Genomic DNA, 15,539 nt, shown 5'->3' with positions numbered 1-15,539 from the left:
CGGCCCGACCGCCGCGCGGGGCGATGACGAGGATCATTACGTAGGCTGCGAACCGTGATGCCGTACGCCGCCTACGGGACGAACCTGGACCCGTCGCTGATGAGCGCGCGCTGCCCGCACTCCCCGCTGCGGACGACGGGCTGGCTGGTCGGGTGGCGGCTCACGTTCGGCGGGGAGGAGCACGGCTGGGACGGCGCCCTCGCGACGATCGTCCAGGAGCCCCGCGAGCAGGTCTTCGTGGCGATCTACGACGTGGCGGCGCCCGACGAGCAGACCCTGGACGCGTGGGAGGCGGCCGACTCCGGCCTCTACCGCAAGACGAAGGTGCGCGTGAACACGATGGCGGGCGACATCGTCGCCTGGACCTACGTGCTCGACGCCTACGAGGGCGGGCTGCCCTCGGCGCACTTCCTCGGCGCCCTGGCCGACGCCGCGGAGGCGGCCGACGCACCGGCCGACTACGTCACCGCGCTGCGGCACCGGCCCTGCCGCTCGGTGGGGCTCTAGGCGGAGCGGACCCCCACCTCGTCCAGCGGCAGCGGCCGGACCTGGTCGTCGGTGGCGAGGTGCACCACCTCGACCGGCACGCGTCCCGCCCGGCAGCCGGCGTACAGGGCGGCGGCGATCCGCTGGTCCTCTCGGTTGACCGCGCCGCGTCCGGGCCGGCAGTAGAGGAGCGCGACCCGTCCACCCGGGGCGACGTCGTCGAGCACGGACCGCAGCACGAGCGCGAGGCTGCGGGCCATCTCGGCGTCGAAGTCGGCCGGCAGGTCGTCCACCTCGTTGAGGACCGGCAGCGGACGGTCGTCCTCGTCGACCACGGCGAACCACAGGGCTGGGCGGCGCCAGCCCAGCGGCCGCATCAGCGTGGCCCACATCCGTTGGACGTCGGCCTGGCTGCGCAGCAGCGGACGGTACGGCGGGTCGCTGGGTGATGTCGTCATGGGCTCACGCTGCGCCAGCGGGACGGTTCTGTCGAACGGCTCTCCACAGGGCGTGACCGACCTTCTCGCGGCTCGTTGGTGGGACATGCGTCGCCACCGTGCCTCCCGGCCCAGGCTCCAGGTCCTGGCCCTCGTCCTCGCCGTCGCGCTGGCCGTGCTGACCGCCCCGCCGGTCAGCGGCGGGCCGGTGAAGCTGCGGGAGGTGATGTTCGTCGGCAACAACTGGGCCGGCACGGCGAGCGTGGTCGACGCGCGCACCCACGAGGTGCTCCGGACCGGCATCGACCTGGTGCCGGACAAGGACCAGGAGCTGCGCGACATCCACCTCGACCCGGCGAAGCTGGCCTTCTACCTCGCGATCCAGCAGGGCCCGGGCGAGGGTCACGACCAGTACGTCGACGACATGTTCACCACGCGCGACGGCCGCTACCTCGCGGTGAGCCGTCCGAGCTTCGCCGACGTGGTCTGGGTCGACATCGCCAAGGCCGCCGCCGGCGCGAGCGACAGCATCGTGCGTGAGCAGTCGCTCGACGGTCGCCGCGCCGACCACATGGGCCTCTCCCCCGACGGCCGCCGGCTGCTGATCTCCGACTCGACCGAGCGCCAGGTCATCGAGTTCTCGATGGTCGACGAGACCGTCGACGGGCGCGCCGTCCGGATGGGCGACCGGCTCCGCACGTTCTCGACCGGCGAGACGCCGCACGAGAACAACTACAGCGCCGACGGGTCGCTGATCTACCACGCCTCCATCGGGCTGGTGTACACCCCGGGCGACAGCCCGCTGCTCGACGGGCTCAAGGGCGACCGCTGGTTCCAGATCGTCCGCAACAGCGACTTCTCGATCCAGCGGCGCTGGGACATGGGCAAGGAGCTGGCCGAGGCCGGCTACCCGCGGATGAGCGCCGCGGTGCGGCCGATGGCGATCGCCCCCGGCGGTCGGTTCGTCTACTACCAGGTGTCCTTCTTCCACGGGTACGTCGAGTTCGACACCCAGGCCGCCGACCTCAACGGCACGGTGGACTACACCACCGACGGTGTCGCCGAGCCGCGCACGGGGGCGGTGACGCGGCTCGTGCCACTGCCGAACCGGGTGCCGAGCATGCCGCGGGAGCAGTACGTCAACGACTCGGCCCACCATGGCCTGTCGATCGACGACGAGGGCACGACGCTGTGCGTGGCGGGCACGATGGACGACTACGTCGCCCTGGTCGACCGCGCGACGTCCCGGCCCACCTTCTTCGACGAGGCGACGACCGGGCACACCTACCGCAAGCCCTACTGGACCACCGAAGGGCCCGACGGCACGTGCTGGGTCTCGCTGGCGGAAAGCGACCACGTGGCGGTGCTCGACGTCGAGACCAAGCGGGAGATCGCCTACCTGCCGGTGGGTGACCACCCGCAGCGGGTGCGCCTCGGCCGGGTGCCCGAGTCCCTCGTCAGCTCGCTGGTCGAGTAGCCCGCGAGGAACACGTGGCCGGTCCAGACCACTAGAGTCGAGCCGTGACTTCGCCGTACTCCCTCGCCCAGGACGCCGCCGCCACGCTCCGTGAGCTGACCGGCATCGAACAGCACGACGTCGCGCTCGTGCTCGGGTCGGGCTGGCTGCCCGCCGTGGACGCGCTCGGGGAGGCGACCGCGGAGATCGCGACGACCGACCTGCCCGGCTTCCAGGCGGCGGCGGTCGCGGGCCACTCCGGCAAGATCCGCAGCATCCGGTCCGGTGAGAAGAACCTGTTGGTGTTCCTCAGCCGCACCCACTACTACGAGGCGCGCGACGTCGCCGCCGTCGCGCACCCGGTGCGCGCCGCGGCGGCCGCCGGCTGCCGCGCGATCGTGCTCACCAACGGATGCGGCGGCCTGGACCCGTCCTGGTCGCCCGGCACGCCCGTGCTCATCAGCGACCACATCAACCTCACCGGCGCCTCGCCGCTGGTCGGGGCCAACTTCGTGGACCTGACCGACCTCTACTCCCACCGCCTGCGCGGCCTCGCCCGGGAGCTCGACCCGAGCCTGGACGAGGGCGTCTACGTGCAGTTCCCCGGCCCGCACTACGAGACCCCGGCCGAGGTTCGGATGGCCGGCATCATGGGCGGCAGCCTGGTGGGCATGAGCACCACGCTGGAGGCGATCGCCGCCCGCGAGGCCGGCCTGGAGATCCTCGGGATCAGCCTCGTCACCAACCTCGCCGCCGGCGTCTCCGACCAGCCGCTCAACCACGAGGAGGTCCTCGAGGCCGGCCGACTCGCCGCGGGCCGGATGGGTGACCTTCTCGCCCGCATCGTCCCCAGCATCTGAGGCCGCCGGGCGGCGTACGGCTCAGCGCAGGCGGAACCGCACCAGCACCGGGAGGTGGTCGGAGCGGTAGCCGCGCAGCACCCGCTGGCCGGTGAAGCGCAGCCAGCCGTTGTTCACCGAGCGGGTCGAGGCGTAGACGGTGTCGTAGAGCCAGCGGTTGTGTGGTGCACTGCTCGACCGGATCGTGCGGCGGACGCCACGGGAGCCGAGGGCGGTCCAGTTGGCGACCGCGCGACCGCGGAACACCCGGGTCGGGCCGCCGTGCGGCCGGCGACGGCGATCGGACCGGTAGTCGATGTTGAAGTCACCCGTGCCGACGACGTAGCGGCCGGGCGATGCCAGCCACATCGGAGCGAGCCGCGCGAGGTGGCGCCGCGCCAGCGCGGCGTTGACGCCGCGACGCCACCGACCCGGGTGCCGAAGCTGCGTGGTGCGGTGGTTCACGTGGGTGTTGAGGACGGTCATCGTGCGGCCGGTCACCCGGTGCCGCAGCGTCACGCGGGTCACGTAGCGCGCGGGGAACGGGAAGACGACCCGGTCCCGGCCACCGTGCATCCGGTGCTGCGCCGCCGAGACGAGGGTGAACTCCCGGGTCCGCCACGAGACCGGCAGCTCCGCGGCCGGCCCGCGGAAGCGCATGGTCCGCCAGCCGCGACCCCGCATCCGGGCGAAGACCGGCCGCCGGCCGTCGGCCTCCTGCCAGCCGATGACGCCCACGTCGCGACGACGCGCCAGCCGCAGCATGTCGCGGCGCACCTTCCGGGCGGAGCGGTACTGCAGGACGTTGAACGTCGCCACGACCACGTTCGCGCTCCGTGCCGGCGACCGCGCCTCCACCGGGTCGAGCGGCACCGGCACGAACCGGCTGGGACGCGGTGTGACCAGCGTACCGTCGTGCCGCGGCGCCGCCTGCGCCACGCGCGCGGGGGCGAGGTCGACGAGAAGCAGACTCGCGAACAGGGTCAGGAACAGGACGGTGGCTCGGATGGTGCTGCCCTCTCAGGGTCTGGGTCGAACGTCCCAGGACCATCGGCCCGATCCGCCGCTACGTGAGGTGTCGGGCTGTCACCTCACCCTGCTCCTCGCCGCTACTGCTCCTGCTCGGCGGGCCGGGCCAGGTGCGCGCGGAGGCCGGCGCGCCCGCCGGCCATCATCCGCCGGTGGTTCCAGCGCGCCAGGGGCGCGACCACCCGGGCGAGCGGCGCGACGGGTCCGTGCACGGTGACCTGCTGCTCCAGTGACATCGCCGTCCCACCGTTGCTCGGCTCCAGTCGCCAACGCACCCAGCCGTCGAGGTGACCGCCCAGGGCGACCTCGAGCAGCGGGAGCTCCCGGCTGACGGCGTGCAGGGTCAGGTCGAGGGTGTAGGGCAGCGTCGAGCGGCACAGCACCCGGGCATCGTCGGGGCCTAGCGAGGCGACCGCCACGACCTGCGGCCACCAGTCGGGGTAGTGCTCGAGGTCGACCAGCACGTCGCGCACCCGCTCCGGCGGGGCCGGCAGCCACCACCGCTCGGTGAACGCGAAGACCGTCGTCACGCCCGTCATCCTGACAGGTGGGCCGGCAGGTAGGTTGCGTCCATGACCCGCCTCGAGGACCTGCTGGACACCGCCCGCGCCTGGCTGGCCGAGGACCCCGACGAGGAGACCCGGGTCGAGCTGGCCGACCTGATCGACGCCGCGCCGTCGTCGGACGAGGCGGCAGCCGATCTCGCCGACCGGTTCGCCGCGCCGCTGGAGTTCGGCACCGCCGGGCTGCGCGGCGCGCTCGGCGCCGGCCCCAACCGGATGAACCGCGTGGTCGTCACCCGCGCCGCCGCCGGCCTCGCCGCCTACCTGCGCGACACCGGCGCCTCGGGCCCCGTCGTCATCGGGTACGACGCCCGCCGCAACTCCGACGTGTTCGCCCGCGACACCGCCGAGGTGATGACCGGAGCCGGGTTCGAGGCGCTGCTCCTGCCGCGGCCGCTGCCCACGCCGGTGCTCGCGTTCGCCATCCGCGAGCTCGGCTGCGCGGCCGGTGTGATGGTGACCGCCAGCCACAACCCACCGCAGGACAACGGCTACAAGGTGTACCTCGGCGACGGCTCCCAGATCGTCTCCCCCGCCGACGCCCGGATCGCGACCCGCATCGACGAGGTCGGCCCGCTGGCCGGCGTACCGCGGGGGGACGGCGGGACCGTGCTCGGCGAAGAGGTGCTCGAGCGCTATCTGGCCACCGTCGTCGGGCTGGCCGGTGCCGGGCCGCGCGACCTCGACATCGTCTACACCCCGCTCCACGGCGTCGGCGGCGACGTCGCCGCGCGTGTGCTGGAGGAGGCCGGGTTCCCCCGGCCGCGCGTGGTCGCCGAGCAGGCCGAGCCGGACGGCACCTTCCCGACCGTGGCCTTCCCCAACCCGGAGGAGCCCGGCGCGATGGACCTCGCGATGGCGCTGGCCGCCTCGTCGGGGGCGGACCTGGTGGTCGCCAACGACCCCGACGCGGACCGTTGCGCCGCCGCCGTGCCGGTCGCCGGTAACGGCTGGCGGATGCTGCGCGGCGACGAGGTCGGCGCGCTGCTCGGCTACGCGCTGCTGCGGCGCGGCGTGGCCGGCACGTACGCCGCCTCGATCGTCTCGTCCTCGCTGCTCGGCAAGCTCGCCGCCGCCTTCGACCAGCCGTACGTCGACACGTTGACCGGCTTCAAGTGGATCGGCCGCGTCCCCGGGCTGGTGTTCGGCTACGAGGAGGCGCTCGGCTACTGCGTGGACCCCGCCCACGTGAAGGACAAGGACGGCGTCTCGGCGCTGCTGCTGCTCTGCGAGCTGGCCGCCGAGCAGAAGGCCGCGGGCGGCAGCCTGCTCGACCTGCTCGACGAGATCGCCCTCGCCCACGGCCTGCACGCCACCGACCAGGTCTCCGTCCGCGTCACGGAGCTCGCCGAGATCGGCGCGGCGATGGCGCGACTGCGGGCCGCGGGACCGACGACCTTGGGCGGGTACGACGTCGTCGGCGTCGACGACCTCGCGCTCGGCTCGGCCGAGCTGCCCCCGACGGACGGTCTGCGATACCGCCTCGACGGCGGCGCCCGCGTGATCGTGCGGCCCTCCGGGACGGAGCCCAAGCTCAAGTGCTACCTCGAGGTCGTCATCCCGGTCACCGGCGGCCCCGAGGGCCTCGACGCCGCCCGCGCCACCGCCGCCGACCGGCTCGCCGCCCTCGGCCGCGACATCAGGGCCGCCGCCGGCATCTGACGGGGTCCGTCGTCAGTCGAGCCCGTCCCTCGCCGGCCGAGCCGGCGAGCCGCCGCCTCTCGTTGGTCGAGCCGGCGAGCCGCCAGGCGAGCCGTGTCGAGACCACCGCACCGCCTCGTCGGTCGAGCCGGCGAGCCGCGTCCCCTCGCTGGTCGAGCCGGCGAGCGCTAGCGAGCCGTGTCGAGACCACCCGTGATGCGGCTGGGAGCCAGGGTGTCGGACCCGTGATGGGCCCTCCACAAGTGCGGCGGTCGGCTCGCGGTGACTGTCGGTGGCGGGTGCTTGAGTGGACTCATGACCAGCCCGGGCATCGATGTCGACACCACGCCGGACTCCCCGGCCGGGGTGTTGGCCGACCTGCGCACCCACCGGGAGACCGCCCGGGCCGCCGAGGTGCAAATGATGGTGGATGCGATCGCCTGGGCGGCGATGCACTCGGTCGACTCCCTAGACCGGGCGGCGACGCTGCCGGGCACCGAAGGCTGTGTGGCGATCGCGGGTGTGGGGGCGCCGTTGGTGGCGGAGTTCGCCGTCGCCGAACTGGCGGCGGTGCTGGGCCGGTCCACCGACTCCGGCCGGATCTGGCTCGGGCAGGTCATGGAGTGCCGCTACCGGCTCCCTCGCATCTGGGCCGGGTTTGACCGGTGGTCGGGTGCAGCCCTGGCAGGCCCGCCGCGTCGCCGAGGCCACCCTCGGCCTGTCGTTCGAGGCCGCGGCGTGGGTGGACCGGCAGCTGGCGCCGGTGGCGCACAAGGTGGGCCCCGCTCAGCTGGACCGCACCATCACCGAGGCCCTCACCCGCTTCGACCCCGACCGGGCTGAAGCCGAAGCCCGGGCCGCGCGGGAGTCGCGGTACGTGACCGTGGAGACCCGGCACGTCACCACCGACGGTTGCGTCCAGGTCCACGGCATCCTGGACCTGGCCGACGCCCTCGACCTCGACGACGCCCTCCACGCGGTCGCCACCACCCTGGCCCGCCTCGGTTCGGCCGACTCCCTGGACGTGCGCCGCGCCAAAGCACTGGGCGAGATCGCCCGCAACGACCTCACCCTCAACCTCACGCTGCCGGTTACCGACGAGGTTGGCGCCGAACCCATGGCCTCGGCTGAGAAGGTGCCGGTGCCGCGGCGCCAGGTGATGCTCTACGCCCACCTGACGGTCAACAGCCACGGGCTGGATCCGTTCGTGCGGGTGGACAACACCCGCAGCCTCATCACCCTCGACCAGCTCCGCGAGTGGCTCACCATCCAGAACACCACCATGACGGTACGGCCGGTACTCGACCTCAACGAACACCTCGAGACCACCGGCTACCAACCCACCCACCGGCTGCGGGAGCAGGTGGCCATGGTCAACGGCCGGTGCGTGTTCCCCCACTGCACCCGCCCCGCCCGCGGCTGCGACACCGACCACATCACCGCCCACGCCACCGGTCATGCCGCCGGCGGGCCGACCTGCTCCTGCAACCTCGCACCCCTGTGCCGACGCCACCACCGCATCAAGACCCACACCGCCTGGACCTACGACCTCCTCGACACCGGTCGCTATGTCTGGCGCAGCCCACACGGGCTGACGTTCCACGTCGATCCCGACGGCACCACCAGCATCGAGACCACTCGACATCCGTCCCGCCCCTGACCCCGCCACCCCCACTCGGTAGCGGGGCCATCCGCACGCCCCCGGCAGGTCTCGACACGGCTCGCCTAGCGGCTCGCCGGCTCGACCAACGAGAAACGCCGGCTCGACCAACGAAGAACCGCCGGCTCGCCGGCCCCGAGCGAACGGGTGCGTCAGAGGACGAGTGCCACCACGAACGCCACGGCCAGCACGGCGAGGCCGGCGAGCTCGGGGCGCGCCCAGTGACGCCGTACGTCGCCGCCAGGAACGCCGTCCGCCCGGGCCTGCCGGGCGCGGGAGGTGATCGCGTCGCCGACGTGGTGGGCGTAGGCCGCGTCCGCCCCGGGCCGCTCCGGGGCGAGGTGGTCGGGACGGCGGCGCTCGCGGGCGATGTCGCGGTACGGCAGCCCGACGGCGGCGCTGACGTAGCGACGCTCCCCCGCCCACACCGCTAGCACCTGCCGGACCGCCACGCTGTCGACAGCGGCGACGGGAATCTCGACGGTGGACACCATCCCGCGCATCAGCAGCGTGTCGCCACGCAGGCCGAGCCGTGGTCGGAGCAACGTCACCCAGGCCAGTAGACCGAACAGCAGCGCCCCCACCGCGAAGACGGCCGGCGCCTTCCCGACGACCGCCATCACCAGCACGACGGCAGCCACCACGATCGCCAGGACCCCGGTCACGCGACCACTGGTCGGCTTGAACCACTCCACCGGCTGTGCGCTCATGACGAGTCACCCTATGTCGCCACCTATGCTGGGTCGGTGACCCCCAGTGCCGCCGATGTCGCCCGGATGATCGACCACACCCTGCTCAAGCCCGAGGCGACCCGCGCGGACGTCGCCGCGCTCGTCGCCGAGGCCGTCGAGCTCGGCACCTACTCCGTCTGCGTCTCCCCCTCCATGTTGCCCGTCGACGTGCCCGACACCCTCAAGGTCGCCGTGGTGTGCGGCTTCCCGAGCGGCAAGCACACCTCCGCGGTCAAGGCCGCCGAGGCGGCGGAGTCGGTCCGTCTCGGCGCCGACGAGATCGACATGGTCATCGACGTCGGCGCTGCCAAGGAGGGCAGGTACGCCGACGTGCGGGACGACATCGCCGCGGTCCGTGCCGCCGCACCGTCGCCGACGGTGCTGAAGGTCATCATCGAGTCGGCGGCCCTCACCGACGACGAGATCGTCGGGGTGTGCCGCGCGGCGGAGGCGGCCGGCGCCGACTTCGTGAAGACCTCCACCGGCTTCCACCCCGCGGGCGGCGCTACCGAGCACGCTGTGCGGCTGATGCATGAGACCGTGCCGGGCCTGCAGGTCAAGGCCTCCGGCGGCGTGCGCACCCTGGACCAGGCACGCGCCATGATCGCCGCCGGGGCCACCCGGCTCGGCGTCTCCGGCTCCCGCGCGCTGCTGGCGGGCGAGTCGTCCGCCGGCTCCTACTGAGCGATGCCCGCTCGCGTCATCGTCCTCGCCGGCCCTTCGGGGGCCGGTAAGTCCCGGCTCGCCGAGCGGCTCGCCCTTCCCGTGCTGCGGCTCGACGACTTCTACAAGAGCGAGGGCGACCCCACGCTCCCCCTGATCACCGAGGGCCCGAACGCCGGCATCGTCGACTGGGACCACCCGGACTCCTGGCTGCCCGAGGACGCGATGACGGCGCTGCACGCGCTGTGCCGCGACGGCCGGGCGCAGGTGCCGGCCTACGACATCTCCCGCAGCGGCCGGGTCGGCTGGCACGAGCTGTCACTGGACGGGCAGGACCTCTTCCTGGCCGAGGGGATCTTCGCCCAGGACATCGTCGCCGACTGCCGCGACGAGGGCATCCTCGCGGCGGCGTACTGCGTGACGCAGCACCCGGTGCGCACCTTCTGGCGCCGGCTCACCCGCGACCTGCGCGAGCACCGCAAGCCGCCGCTGGTGCTGCTGCGCCGGGGGTGGCAGCTGATGCGGGACCAGGGGCGCGTGGTCGCCGACGCCGTGGCCAAGGGTTGCGAGCAGGTGACACCAGACCAGGCGTACGCCGGCGTACAGCGACTGCGACGGGTCGGCAGCAGGCCGTGACCCCGATGTTCGGGCCCGCCCTGCGCCAACCGGACCAGCGGTCCTGCGGCGCTGCCTGCGTGGTCGTGGCCCAAATCCTGGCGGACGGGAGCGCCGGACGCGACGACCGGCGGCTGGCGGCCGCCTTCGGGTTGCAGGTGCTGGAGGCCCATCGCCGCCTCACGGGCCTCGGCGGGATCACCGGACGCACGCAGCTGCCCTGGCCGCGCGCACTCGGCACCCCGCCCTGGGCGGTGGCCGGCGCGCTCGGGGCGATCCACGGCGTCGACTACCGGTCGTCATTGGCCCGCTGGGACCGCTCCGACGCGTTCGACCGCGCGCTCACGGCGGCCGCCCGCCACCCGGTCGCCCTGTACGTCGGCTCGCCCACGCTCCCCCGCCACGTGGTGCTGGCGGTCTCGGCGGTGGAGCCGGGCACGGACGCGCTGCGCTGCTACGACCCCGCCAACGGCCGGCTCGTCACGGTCACCCGGCAGGCGTTCGCCGACGCCACGCTGCGGCTCGGCGGCTGGCCGATGCCGTGGTTCGTCGTCGCTCCGCGCTGAGACCGAACGGCCTCAGCCGCACCCTGAGCCACAGCCGCAAAGTGTCACCGTGACAGTTCGCGCCGAGAGTGACAGTTCAACGTGTCACCCCTGCGGCCAAGTGTCACCGTGACAGTTTGCAAGTGTCACGGAGACACTTTGCGAGACTGTGCGGGCACAACCTCAGCCGCGCAGGGCGGCGTAGCCGTCCTTGATGGCGTGGATCAGGTCCACCCGCTCGTCGTAGTGCAGGAACGCCGACTTCATCGCGTTGACGGTGAACCTCTCCAGCTGGTCCCAGCCATATCCGAACGCGTCGACCAGGCCCCACAGCTCCTCGGTCATCGAGGTGCGCGACATCAGCCGGTTGTCGGTGTTGACGGTGACCCGGAAGCCGAGGTCGCTGAGCAGTCCGATCGGGTGCTCGGCGATCGACGCGGCGGCCCCGGTCTGCACGTTGGAGCGGGGGCAGATCTCCAGCGGGATGCGCCGGTCGCGGACGTACGCCGCCAGCCGGCCCAGCCGCGCGACGCCGTCGGATCCCGTCGTGATGTCCTCGGCGATCCGCACGCCGTGCCCCAGCCGGTCCGCTCCGCAGGGGTGCACGGCCTCCCAGATCGACGGCAGGCCGAAGCCCTCGCCCGCGTGGATGGTGAAGCGGACGTTCTCGGCGGCGAGCCGCTCGAAGGCACCCAGGAACCGGGTGGGCGGGAAGCCCTTCTCCGGACCGGCGATGTCGAAGCCGACCACGCCGCGGTCGCGCCAGGTGATCGCGAGCTCGGCGATCTCGGTGGCGCGCGCGGCCTGGCGCATGGCGGTGAGCAGCTGCCGGACGACGATCCTGCGGCCGGCCGAGGCGGCGGCCGCCATACCGTCGTCGAAGCCGCGATGGACGGCGGCGACCACCTCGTCGAGGGTGAGTCCCTGCTCGACGTGCAGCTCGGGCGCGTAGCGGATCTCGGCGTAGACCACGCCGTCGGCGGCGTGGTCGAGCACGCACTCGCGCGCGACCCGCGCGATCGCGTCGGCGTCCTGCATCACGGCGACGGTGTGGCTGAAGGTCTCCAGGTAGCGCTCCAGGGAACCCGAGGTCGCGCTCTCGACGAACCACTCCTCCAGCGCTCCCGCGTCCGAGGCCGGCAGCGGATGCCCGATCCCGACCGCGAGGTCGATGATCGTCTGGGGACGGAGCCCGCCGTCGAGGTGGTCGTGGAGCACCACCTTCGGCGCCTGCTGCACCAGCTCGCGGGAGGGCGTGACGACGGCGGTAGGTTCCATGACGACATCCAACCAAAGGGCCACCCCCGGCCCGCGAGGAAGGGGCTGCGGGATGCGCGTGTTCACCACCTTCGACGAGGTCGCCGCGGCGAGCGGCGAGACCCTCGGCGAGACCGACTGGATCGAGATCACCCAGGAGCGGGTGGACCGGTTCGCCGACGCCACCGGCGACCACCAGTGGATCCACGTCGACGTCGAGCGCGCGAAGGACGGCCCGTTCGGCGGGACCATCGCCCACGGCTACCTCACGCTGTCGCTGCTGCCCTGGCTCGGCAGCCAGATCTTCCGCCTCGAGACGCCGGGCGCGAAGCTCAACTACGGGCTCAACAAGGTCCGCTTCCCGAACCCCGTGCGCGTCGGCAAGCGGGTCAAGGGCCGCGCGGCGTTCGGTGCGGTCACCGACCTGCCGGCCGGCAAGCAGCTGATCATCGACTACACGGTCGAGATCGAGGGCGAGACGAAGCCCGCCTGCGTCGCCGAGACGGTCGTGCTCCTCCTGGAGGGCTGAGCGATCAGCTGATCCGGTCGATCACCAGCGGCGACGGCGCGAACGCCGTGCCCGGGGCGGCGATGTCCCAGCCACCCTCGAGCGAGGCCAGCGCCCGCTCGAACCGCTCCGGCTCGTCGGTGTGCAGCGTGAACAGCGGCTGCCCCTCGGTCACGGCGTCACCCGGTCGCGCGTGCCAGACGACGCCGGCGCCGGCCTGCACCGGGTCCTCCTTGCGGGCCCGGCCGGCGCCCAGCCGCCACGCGGCGAGGCCGACGGCCATCGCGTCCAGCCGGGTGAGTACGCCGGAGGCGGGTGCGGCGACGACGTGCTGCTCCCTCGCGACCGGAAGAGGCGCGTCCGGGTCACCGCCCTGCGCGGCGATCATGCGGCGCCAGGCGTCCATGGCCGAGCCGTCGGCGAGCCTGTCGGCGGGGTCGACGTCGGTCACGCCGGCTCCGATGAGCATCTCCCGGGCGAGCGCGAGCGTCAGCTCGACCACGTCGGCCGGGCCGCCGCCGGCGAGGACCTCGACGGACTCGGCCACCTCGAGGCCGTTGCCCGCGGTCAGGCCCAGCGGCGTGGACATGTCGGTGAGCAGCGCGACCGTGTGGACGCCGGCGTCGGTGCCGAGGTCGACCATGGTCCGGGCGAGCTCACGGGCGTCGTCGAGCGACTTCATGAAGGCCCCGGTGCCGACCTTGACATCGAGGACGAGCGCACCGGTGCCCTCGGCGATCTTCTTGCTCATGATCGAGGAGGCGATGAGCGGGATCGCCTCGACCGTGCCGGTGACGTCGCGCAGCGCGTAGAGCTTCTTGTCGGCCGGCGCGAGGCCGGCACCGGCGGCGCAGATGACGGCGCCGACGTCCTCGAGCTGGGCGAACATCTCCTCGTTCGAGAGCGCCGCCCGCCAGCCGCGGATCGCCTCGAGCTTGTCCAGCGTGCCGCCGGTGTGGCCCAGCCCGCGGCCCGACAGCTGCGGCACCGCCACGCCGCAGGCCGCGACGAGCGGCGCGAGCGGCAGCGTGATCTTGTCGCCGACCCCGCCGGTGGAGTGCTTGTCGGCGGTCGGCCGGCTCAGCGAGGCGAAGGACATCCGCTCGCCGGAGGCGATCATCGCGCCGGTCCAGCGGGCGATCTCGCGGCGGTTCATGCCGCGCAGCAGGATCGCCATGGCCAGCGCCGACATCTGCTCGTCGGCCACCTGCCCCCGCGTGTAGGCGTCGACCACCCAGTCGATCTGGCTGTCGGACAGCTCGCCGCCGTCCCGCTTGGCCACGATCACCTCGACGGCGTCGTGCCGGGTCGCCGCGCTCATCGCGCCACCTCCGCGAGGTCGTCGGGCCCGAAGGCGTCCGGCAGCACCTCGGTCATGGGCTTCACCCCGGACACCGTCCACACCTCCAGGGCGGCACCGCCGTTCTCCCACAGCAGCTGCCGGCAGCGGCCGCACGGCATGATCACCGCGCCCTCGCCGTTGACGCACACGAAGTGGGTGAGCCGGCCGCCGCCGGTCAGGTGCAGCTGGCCGATCAGGCCGCACTCGGCGCAGAGCGTGACGCCGTACGCCGCGTTCTCGACGTTGCAGCCCGTCACCACCCGGCCGTCCTCCACGCGGGCGGCCGCGCCGACCCGATAGCCGGAGTACGGCGCATAGGCATGCCCCGCCGCCCGGACCGCCTCGTCACGGAGTGCCTGCCAGTCGAAGTCAACGTCGCCAGTCATGGTCGGCCCACCTTAGTCACGGCCGCCGCGCCAGGACGAGGCCGTGGTCCCCACAGGCGCGGCACGGGAGCTGGCAGGGCCGATGCCCACTGTCGGCGACCAGCCTCTAGGCTGCGCCTCGGTCGCAAGTTGGTAACCGTTTTGCCCAAGCCGATGTGCGCGGACGGCGACGGCGACATCATGCACCGGAACGCTTTCGCCCCGCCGCCCCGGCGGAGCATCGATTGGGAGGACGTCTGTGAAGAAGAACATCAAGCGCGCCGCTGCCACTGGTTTCGTGGCGCTCCTGGCCTCGGCCACGCTGAGCGCGTGCGGCGACGCGCCGGAGGAGGAGTCGGGCAGCGACGCCAAGAGCGACTTCCTGCCCTGCATCGTCTCTGACGCGGGCGGCTTCGACGACAAGTCGTTCAACCAGCTCAGCTACGAGGGCGTGAAGCAGGCCGCCGACGAGCTCGGCGCCGACTTCAAGGCCGTCGAGTCGCACAGCGAGAACGACTACGGCCCGAACCTCGAGAGCCTCGTCGCCGAGGGCTGCGACGTGATCGCGACCGTCGGCTTCGCCCTCTCGGCCGCGACCGTCGAGTCGGCCAAGGCCAACCCGGACGTCAACTACGTCCTCATCGACGACGCCGCGGACAACGACTTCGACGGCACCAAGGACGCGGAGAACATCAAGCCGGTCCTGTACAACACCGCCGAGGCCGCGTTCCTCGCCGGCTACGCCGCCGCCGACTACACCAAGTCCGGCACGGTGGGCACGTACGGCGGCCAGCCGTTCCCGACCGTCACCATCTTCATGGACGGCTTCAAGCAGGGCGCGGAGTACTACGCCAAGGAGAAGGGCAAGGACGTCAAGGTCGTCGGCTTCGAGGGCGGCGAGAAGGGCGTGTTCACCGGTGGCTTCGAGGCCAACGAGACCGCGACCAACACCGCCAAGCAGATCCTCGACCAGGGCGCCGACGTGATCCTGCCGGTCGGTGGCCCGATCTACCAGGGCGCGCTCACCGCGATCGCCGACTCCGGCAAGGACGTCGCGCTGGTCGGCGTCGACGCCGACTTCTTCGAGACCGACCCGAACACCGCCGACGTCGTGTTCACCTCGATCCTGAAGAACATGAAGGTGTCGACGTACGACGCCATCATGGCCGCGGGCAACGACGAGTTCGACGCCGAGGCCTACGTCGGCACCCTCGAGAACGACGGTGTCGGCCTGGCGCCGTTCCACAACTTCGAGGACAAGATCTCCGACACCCTGAAGTCGGAGCTCGACGAGGTGAAGGCCGGCATCATCGACGGCTCGATCAAGGTCACCTCGTACCTCGCCGAGTGACGGTTCGGCACTGATCCACCTGCTCACGTGGGGGTCGGCTCCGGTCGGCCC

17 protein-coding genes are annotated in these 15,539 nt (G+C 72.6%); 10 read left to right on the top strand and 7 right to left on the bottom strand.

Going from position 1 to position 15,539, the window contains the following annotated elements; translation table 11 throughout:
* The first annotated feature begins 57 nt into the window (after window positions 1-57).
* Window positions 58-507: a gamma-glutamylcyclotransferase family protein gene (locus VGE38_RS15780; RefSeq protein ID WP_331143572.1), complete on the top strand. Its 450-nt coding sequence runs from the start codon at window positions 58-60 to the stop codon at window positions 505-507.
* Here VGE38_RS15780 and VGE38_RS15775 read toward each other — a convergent pair.
* Entirely contained in the window at window positions 504-944 is a 441-nt protein-coding gene (locus tag VGE38_RS15775) for a hypothetical protein (protein WP_331143509.1), read from the bottom strand. The two genes, VGE38_RS15780 and VGE38_RS15775, sit on opposite strands and share 4 nt — an antisense overlap.
* 52 nt (window positions 945-996) lie before the next feature.
* Here VGE38_RS15775 and VGE38_RS15770 point away from each other — a divergent pair, with 52 nt between their 5' ends.
* Together VGE38_RS15770 and VGE38_RS15765 are read left to right on the top strand one after the other, a co-directional pair.
* Window positions 997-2,400, top strand: a complete 1,404-nt coding sequence (locus VGE38_RS15770; protein ID WP_331143508.1) for a YncE family protein — start codon at window positions 997-999, stop codon at window positions 2,398-2,400.
* Between the two features lie 44 nt (window positions 2,401-2,444).
* Complete coding sequence (locus VGE38_RS15765; protein ID WP_331143507.1) at window positions 2,445-3,239, top strand: purine-nucleoside phosphorylase; 795 nt, start codon at window positions 2,445-2,447, stop codon at window positions 3,237-3,239.
* A 21-nt stretch (window positions 3,240-3,260) separates the two neighbouring features.
* Here VGE38_RS15765 and VGE38_RS15760 read toward each other — a convergent pair whose 3' ends face one another.
* Window positions 3,261-4,091 carry a hypothetical protein gene (locus VGE38_RS15760; protein WP_331143506.1) on the bottom strand — a complete coding sequence of 277 codons (831 nt, stop codon included), beginning with the start codon at window positions 4,089-4,091 and terminating at the stop codon, window positions 3,261-3,263.
* A gap of 236 nt (window positions 4,092-4,327) precedes the next feature.
* Entirely contained in the window at window positions 4,328-4,777 is a 450-nt protein-coding gene (locus VGE38_RS15755) for an SRPBCC family protein (RefSeq protein ID WP_331143505.1), read from the bottom strand.
* 42 nt (window positions 4,778-4,819) lie between these two features.
* Here VGE38_RS15755 and VGE38_RS15750 point away from each other — a divergent pair, with 42 nt between their 5' ends.
* Both VGE38_RS15750 and VGE38_RS15745 read left to right on the top strand, forming a co-directional pair.
* Window positions 4,820-6,472, top strand: coding sequence for a phospho-sugar mutase (locus VGE38_RS15750; protein WP_331143504.1), 1,653 nt, complete (start codon window positions 4,820-4,822; stop codon window positions 6,470-6,472).
* 652 nt (window positions 6,473-7,124) lie between these two features.
* On the top strand, window positions 7,125-8,111 hold the full coding sequence (locus VGE38_RS15745; protein WP_331143503.1) for an HNH endonuclease signature motif containing protein: 987 nt from the start codon (window positions 7,125-7,127) through the stop codon (window positions 8,109-8,111).
* 152 nt (window positions 8,112-8,263) lie between these two features.
* Here VGE38_RS15745 and VGE38_RS15740 read toward each other — a convergent pair whose 3' ends face one another.
* Window positions 8,264-8,821: a hypothetical protein gene (locus VGE38_RS15740; RefSeq protein ID WP_331143502.1), complete on the bottom strand. Its 558-nt coding sequence runs from the start codon at window positions 8,819-8,821 to the stop codon at window positions 8,264-8,266.
* Between the two features lie 66 nt (window positions 8,822-8,887).
* Here VGE38_RS15740 and deoC point away from each other — a divergent pair, with 66 nt between their 5' ends.
* Genes deoC through VGE38_RS15725 form a run of 3 tightly spaced genes read left to right on the top strand, consistent with a single transcriptional unit; the run spans window position 8,888 to window position 10,686 of the window.
* Entirely contained in the window at window positions 8,888-9,526 is a 639-nt protein-coding gene (deoC, locus tag VGE38_RS15735) for a deoxyribose-phosphate aldolase (RefSeq protein WP_331143571.1), read from the top strand.
* A gap of 3 nt (window positions 9,527-9,529) precedes the next feature.
* Window positions 9,530-10,141: an ATP-binding protein gene (locus VGE38_RS15730; RefSeq protein WP_331143501.1), complete on the top strand. Its 612-nt coding sequence runs from the start codon at window positions 9,530-9,532 to the stop codon at window positions 10,139-10,141.
* Window positions 10,138-10,686 carry a hypothetical protein gene (locus tag VGE38_RS15725; protein ID WP_331143500.1) on the top strand — a complete coding sequence of 183 codons (549 nt, stop codon included), beginning with the start codon at window positions 10,138-10,140 and terminating at the stop codon, window positions 10,684-10,686. Before VGE38_RS15730 ends, VGE38_RS15725 begins: the two co-directional genes overlap by 4 nt.
* Window positions 10,687-10,848: 162 nt before the next feature.
* On the opposite strand, the gene VGE38_RS15720 is transcribed toward VGE38_RS15725, so the two are convergent.
* A complete protein-coding gene (locus tag VGE38_RS15720; protein WP_331143499.1) occupies window positions 10,849-11,943 on the bottom strand; it encodes an adenosine deaminase in 1,095 nt (364 codons plus the stop codon).
* Window positions 11,944-11,995: 52 nt separating this feature from the next.
* On the opposite strand from VGE38_RS15720, the gene VGE38_RS15715 reads away from it, so the two are divergent.
* On the top strand, window positions 11,996-12,451 hold the full coding sequence (locus tag VGE38_RS15715; protein WP_331143498.1) for a MaoC family dehydratase: 456 nt from the start codon (window positions 11,996-11,998) through the stop codon (window positions 12,449-12,451).
* A 4-nt stretch (window positions 12,452-12,455) separates the two neighbouring features.
* Here the strand turns inward: VGE38_RS15715 and VGE38_RS15710 are convergent, their stop codons facing one another.
* Entirely contained in the window at window positions 12,456-13,751 is a 1,296-nt protein-coding gene (locus tag VGE38_RS15710) for a thymidine phosphorylase (RefSeq protein WP_331143497.1), read from the bottom strand.
* On the bottom strand, window positions 13,748-14,158 hold the full coding sequence (locus VGE38_RS15705) for a cytidine deaminase (RefSeq protein ID WP_331143496.1): 411 nt from the start codon (window positions 14,156-14,158) through the stop codon (window positions 13,748-13,750). The genes VGE38_RS15710 and VGE38_RS15705 overlap by 4 nt, the downstream gene beginning before the upstream one ends.
* A 238-nt stretch (window positions 14,159-14,396) precedes the next feature.
* On the opposite strand from VGE38_RS15705, the gene VGE38_RS15700 reads away from it, so the two are divergent.
* Window positions 14,397-15,488 (top strand): BMP family lipoprotein, encoded by a 1,092-nt coding sequence (locus tag VGE38_RS15700; protein WP_331143495.1) that lies wholly within the window; start codon window positions 14,397-14,399, stop codon window positions 15,486-15,488.
* Window positions 15,489-15,539: the final 51 nt, after the last annotated feature.

The sequence above is a fragment of the Nocardioides sp. genome, assembly GCF_036405735.1.
In the GTDB taxonomy this organism is placed as follows: domain Bacteria; phylum Actinomycetota; class Actinomycetes; order Propionibacteriales; family Nocardioidaceae; genus Nocardioides.
Note: the sequence above shows the minus strand (reverse complement) of the source record. Positions and strands in the feature narration are given on the sequence as shown.